Origin of the sequence: Duganella vulcania, assembly GCF_009857655.1 — a bacterium.
GTDB classification, from domain to species: domain Bacteria; phylum Pseudomonadota; class Gammaproteobacteria; order Burkholderiales; family Burkholderiaceae_D; genus Rugamonas; species Rugamonas vulcania.
Window position 1 is genome coordinate 1 of sequence record NZ_WWCX01000185.1, and the last position, 5,293, is coordinate 5,293.

Annotated in this window: 7 protein-coding genes; 4 read left to right on the forward strand and 3 right to left on the reverse strand. The window is 64.0% G+C overall.

The window, feature by feature from the left end:
* The coding region (locus GTP90_RS34775; RefSeq protein ID WP_161087789.1) for a hypothetical protein at positions 1–612 on the forward strand (612 nt) is incomplete at its 5' end.
* Positions 613–695: 83 nt separating this feature from the next.
* Complete coding sequence (locus GTP90_RS34780) at positions 696–1,250, forward strand: prepilin-type N-terminal cleavage/methylation domain-containing protein (RefSeq protein ID WP_161087790.1); 555 nt, start codon at positions 696–698, stop codon at positions 1,248–1,250.
* Positions 1,251–1,285: 35 nt separating this feature from the next.
* Here the strand turns inward: GTP90_RS34780 and GTP90_RS34785 are convergent, their stop codons facing one another.
* Genes GTP90_RS34785 through GTP90_RS34795 form a run of 3 tightly spaced genes read right to left on the reverse strand, consistent with a single transcriptional unit; the run spans position 1,286 to position 3,770 of the window.
* Positions 1,286–2,164: a hypothetical protein gene (locus tag GTP90_RS34785; RefSeq protein ID WP_161087791.1), complete on the reverse strand. Its 879-nt coding sequence runs from the start codon at positions 2,162–2,164 to the stop codon at positions 1,286–1,288.
* Positions 2,165–2,172: 8 nt separating this feature from the next.
* A complete protein-coding gene (locus tag GTP90_RS34790) occupies positions 2,173–3,132 on the reverse strand; it encodes a hypothetical protein (RefSeq protein WP_161087792.1) in 960 nt (319 codons plus the stop codon).
* Positions 3,126–3,770 carry a hypothetical protein gene (locus GTP90_RS34795; protein WP_161087793.1) on the reverse strand — a complete coding sequence of 215 codons (645 nt, stop codon included), beginning with the start codon at positions 3,768–3,770 and terminating at the stop codon, positions 3,126–3,128. The genes GTP90_RS34790 and GTP90_RS34795 overlap by 7 nt, the downstream gene beginning before the upstream one ends.
* 163 nt (positions 3,771–3,933) lie before the next feature.
* On the opposite strand from GTP90_RS34795, the gene GTP90_RS34800 reads away from it, so the two are divergent.
* Together GTP90_RS34800 and GTP90_RS34805 are read left to right on the forward strand one after the other, a co-directional pair.
* Positions 3,934–5,001, forward strand: a complete 1,068-nt coding sequence (locus GTP90_RS34800; RefSeq protein WP_161087794.1) for a phosphotransferase — start codon at positions 3,934–3,936, stop codon at positions 4,999–5,001.
* A gap of 87 nt (positions 5,002–5,088) precedes the next feature.
* On the forward strand, positions 5,089–5,293 hold a 205-nt coding region (locus GTP90_RS34805; RefSeq protein ID WP_161087795.1), incomplete at its 3' end, for a hypothetical protein.

Below are 5,293 nucleotides of genomic sequence, written 5' to 3' on the forward strand. Positions count from 1 at the left end.
GAGGCGCTGCCGCCGGCGCCGTCGCCGGCCGCGCTGCGGCTGGCCAGCCTGGGCGATCCGCTGGCGCTGTCGCGGCTGCTGATGCTGTACGTGCAGGGCCACGACGACCAGGCCGGCGTGACCATCGCCTGGCGCGACCTCGATTACGGCCGCATCCGCCAGTGGTTGGAGCGCGTGCTGGAGCTCGATCCGCGTAGCCAGTATCCGCTGCTGGCCGCCAGCGAGGTGTACGGCGCGGTCGGCGATCCGGCGCGGGTGCGGCAGATGCTGGAGCTGGTCTACGAGCGCTTCGGCGAGGACCCGGACCGGCGCTGGCCGTGGCTGGCCCACGCGGCCGTGGTGGCGCAGCACCGGCTGCACGACCTGCCGCTGGCGCGCCGCTACGCGCAGGCGATCCGGCTGCGCGCCACCGGCCCGCAGGTGCCGGCCTGGGCGCGCGAACTGGAGCTGTTCGTGGTGGAGGACATGGACCAGGCCGAGGCCACGCGGGCGTTGATCGGCGCGCTGCTGTCGAGCGGCCAGATCACCGACCCCAACGAGCTGCGTTTCCTGGAACGGCGGCTGCAAGACCTGCCGCCGCCGGCGCATCCGCCGGCGCATCAGCCACGCTAGGCGGGACGGCACTTTCCGTCTATCATGATGGTTACAGCGCGCGAAGTCTTTGCGCCACCGACACCGTTACGAAAGGATGCCCCATGCAGCGAGCCCAACGCGGCTTCACCCTGGTTGAGATTGCGATTGTCCTGGTCATCATCGGCCTGCTGCTGGGCGGCGTGCTGAAGGGGCAGGGGCTGATCGACAGCGCCAAGGTCAAGAACATCATCCAGCAATCGAACTCCCTGTCGGCGGCGGTCAACTCCTACCAGGACAAGTTCCACGCCCTGCCCGGCGACGATCCGCAGGCCACCACCCACGCGCCGGGCGCCACCGGCAACGGCAACGGCGACGGCCAGATCGCCGAATACCAGCTGGCGCCGCAGCACCTGGCGCTGGCCGGCTTCATCACCGGCTCGTTCAACGGCACCACCGACTTCATGACCAGCGCGCAGGGCGGCGCGGTCTACATCTACAACGACGTGGTGGGCGGCCGTGGCGGCAACGGCATCCGCCTCGACAACCTGCCGGACTCGTTCGCCGAACAGGTCGACAGCAAGCTGGACGACGGCAAATACAACACCGGCTCGGTGCGCGCCACCGCCCCCTACACCAACAACGGCACAGTCATCCAGCGCACCGCCCTGTTCTTCTGACGCGGCGGCGGTCCGACGCGATCAGGCTCGCCACGTCAACCGCGGCCGGAAAACGGGTTGATGACCCGGCTTCCTCCACCCTTCCCGCATGGCGCTGCCGGCGCTGCTTCGCTCGGCGAGCGTTGCTTGAAATAGGCCAGCCGCCGGGCTGCGCCGGCGTCCGGCCGCTCGGCGTGAAATTGCCGGGCAAAATAACTGGCCTTATGCGCGTCAACGGCGCCCAAACTGCCGTCGTCATAGTGCATCGCCAGGAACAAATAAGCCTCGCTGACGCCGGCATGCGCGGCACGCAGCGCCTTCTTTTCTATCGACGCCAATTCCGACGCCAGTTCTGCGTCGTCCCGGCCGGGCGAACCCGGCACGACTTCCGCTAGCCGGGCCTGCCGCACCAGGAGCCCATTCGCGGCATACAGCAACTGTGCTTCGGGCGAAGCCTCGATCACCTTGTCCAAGACGGTGAGTGGGCTACGCCTAAGTTGCCGGGGCAACTGGCGGCAGGTTCTCATGGACGGCAAATCCAAGTCGTCCGGCACCAATCCAAAGAAATCGAATCGACCTCTCAGGCGCGAACAATTCGCCGCCAGATACAACACTGCAATCGCCGCAGCGGAATGGCCTTGCTCGGCTTTCGTCAATGCGGATGCCGGATCGGTCAATGCCGTCGACAATTCAAGCTGTACTTGACCGGCCAATCGACTGATTGAAAACTGGCGAATCTCGTCCGGTTCAGCGGTGGCCTGTTCGCAGGGCGCATGGCTGCTGGCCGCCACGGAAGTGACCGGAGCCGGTACAGACTGGGTCGGCCAGGCGGCATGGCCGGCATCGGCCGGGGCTACGGAAGACGGTGATGCACTTAACAAAAACGCCGCGAACCCGGCACCGGCGACCAGCGCCCCATATATGGTTTTCTTCATTGATATGACTACAAATCTATCTTCGCCAAGCCGAGCCGAAGATGGTCCTTGGCCGTGTCGTCCCGCCATCCCTTCATAACGTGTTGGACCATGCCACCTTTGATGAAATAAAACGTGGGGGTTTCACGCATGTCCAGCATCGGCCAGCCGCGCCAATGATATGCCAGAGACATGGGCATGGACGGATACCGGTGATTCCACTTAACAAAGTCATCGACGTCGAAGTCTATTTGATGAGGCGCCAATAGCTGCAACCTCCCCTCCAGGCGCCGCATCAGCGGCGGCTCTTCCCTTATCGCGGTGAAAGCGTTCAGCGAAAAATGGCAACCGGGATGCGTGATCATCAATACCGCAGGGTTTTCCGGCAGCGAACCAGCCATCGCAAACAGCTCGCTGCGCCCGGAAGCAAGATGCATCACGGTAGGCGTGGCGATGCCGGCGCCGGTGGACAGGCGGATGTCCGGGGCCAGCCTTAAATGGCCGGGAAATTTCAGGACCAGCTGGCTGGCGGCATCGGCTCTCCGGCAGTAATAGCAAGCGTTGTAGGTCCGCTGTAGTGGAAGCTGCGTGGCCTGCTGCCGCTGGCTTAAGACGCCGAGGACGTCGATCAGGTGATGCAGAACCTGTTGATCGGCCGTATAAAAAATAATCGCATATAGCTCATCGAAGGCCTTGGCTACCGCCTGCGTCGGCAACTGCTTCAGATGCGCCATGGAGTTCGCCGTACGAAGCCTGGCGGCGTAATACGCAAGGTAAAGCGGCGCGGCGTCAGCCTGCGGCAAATGCAAGGACCAGACATACTCTTCAAAGACCGCCGGCGCCAGCTCAAAAGCGGCCGGCGATGCGGCACGGACCAGCGGAGCGGCCGCCATCCACGCGCCCATGCCCGCCGCCAACCGCAAAGCGCGGCGGCGGGAAATAAGCGGCGGTCCAGGCATGTCCGTCAAATCGGCGGGAAAGCTCAACATCCCTTGCGACAAATACTGAAGTTTTTAACCTCGCATGTGGCGCGTGCCGTGCACGCATATCCAGCGACGTCTTTATCCGTGGTGTCGTTCGGATCTGGCGCCGGCGGAGAAGGCGGCTCAGCCGGCTCGGCCGGCTCGTTCGAGTCGCCGCCGTCGTCCCATCCACCACCCGGATCATCGGAATAGCCGCCTCCGTCTTCACCGCATTCGCTGCTGCCGCAACGGCTGAAGCTTCGGGCCGCGATCAGTTTCCTGTCCTTGGCCGAGACAACGCGGACCGGTTGCATCAACGCGATAGTGTTACGCGCGCCAAACAGCGCAAGGATTTTGTCGATCTGGGTCGGTGTCAACTCCGCTTGCAAATCCCGATATGAAAAACCGGTCAATCCGTTTTGGTTGAATGTCAGACTGTCGATGAAGGCCCTGCGGCTGGCCGGCGTCAAGACGGAAAAGGCCGACTGATATTCAGGCGTGACCGCCAAATACCGCTCCAGGTCTTGCTTGGACTTGATCGGGGCAAGCAAGCGGTCCAGTCTGGACGCTGTCTGCACCGCTTTCGGCGCTGACATGGCCGGCACCGAGACCGCACCCAGCATGGCGCCAGTCAATACACAACATACCAAGGATTTTTTGAACACGTTCACCTTTGAGTTGATTTAATAAGAAGTAATTGTACCAATATTTATTTAATGAAATACCCTAGAATTGTCACATGACAAAGTTTCACCTTCTGAAAATAAAAAGCACGCACGTACTTTTATTGGACTAGAATAGCTGCTACTCATAACAGCGGGAGACAGCATGTTCGAAGAATTCATCGGCACCAAGGCGGTGTCGGCGCGCCACCAGTTCGACGTGGCGGCGCTGGACGCCTATCTGCGCCAGCACGTGGCCGGCTATCCGGAAGGCACGCTGGGCGTGGAGCAGTTCAAGGGCGGGCAGTCCAACCCCACCTACAAGCTCAGCATCGGCGGCCGGCATTACGTGCTGCGCACCAAGCCGGCGCCGGCCGCCAAGCTGCTGCCGTCCGCGCACGCGATCGAGCGCGAGTACCGCGTGATGGACGCCCTCAGCAAGCACGGCTTCCCGGCCGCGCGCCAGTACGCGCTGTGCACCGACGAATCGGTGATCGGCCGCGCCTTCTACGTGATGGAATTCGTCGAGGGCCGGGTGCTGTGGGACCAGGCCCTGCCCGGCATGACGCCGGCCGAGCGCGCCGCCATCTACGACGAGATGAACCGCGTGATCGCCCAGCTGCATACGGTGGACTACGCGGCCATCGGCCTGGCCGACTACGGCAAGCCGGGCAACTACTTCGCGCGCCAGATCGAGCGCTGGAGCAAGCAATACCTGGCCTCGCAGACCGAGTCCATCGAGGCGATGGACCAGCTGATCGCGTGGCTGCCGGCCCACATTCCGCCCGGCGAGGACACTTCCATCGTGCACGGCGACTTCCGCCTCGACAACCTGCTGTTCCACCCGACCGAGCCGCGCATCCTGGCCGTGCTGGACTGGGAACTGTCGACGCTGGGCCACCCGTTCGCCGACTTCTCCTACCACTGCATGAGCTGGCACATCGCGCCCGGCCAGTTCCGCGGCATCGCCGGGCTCGACCTGGCGGCGCTGGGCATCCCGTCGCAGCAGGAATACATCGCCCGCTACGCCGAGCGCACCGGCAAGGCCATCCGGCTGGAGGATTTCAACTTTTACCTGGCCTTCAACATGTTCCGCCTGGCCAGCATCATGCAAGGCATCATGAAGCGCCACGTGGACGGCACGGCGGCCAGCGCGCAGGCGCTGGAATCGGGCCGCATGGCCAGGCCGATGGCCGAGCTGGCCTGGAGCTACGCCCGTGGCAAGCCCCTCTGACATGGACAAAATCGCTTTCTGAAACGGCCAGTCTCGGCTACTATCGTGCTGCCTGCCTGAACCCGCATCACCGCCGAGGCCCACCACGTGCCAGCACCGCCCCGCCGCCTGCCATCCATCCGCTCGCAGATCGCGCTGCTGGTGCTGGCGTGCGCGCTGCCGACGGTGATCGGCTTCGGCGCCGTGGTGGCCCAGTTCTACCAGCGCGAGCGCGACACGCTGATGGCGGACACGGGCCAGGCGGCGCGCCTGGTGGCCGCCGCCATCGACCGCGACCTGCTGCAGGGCGAGA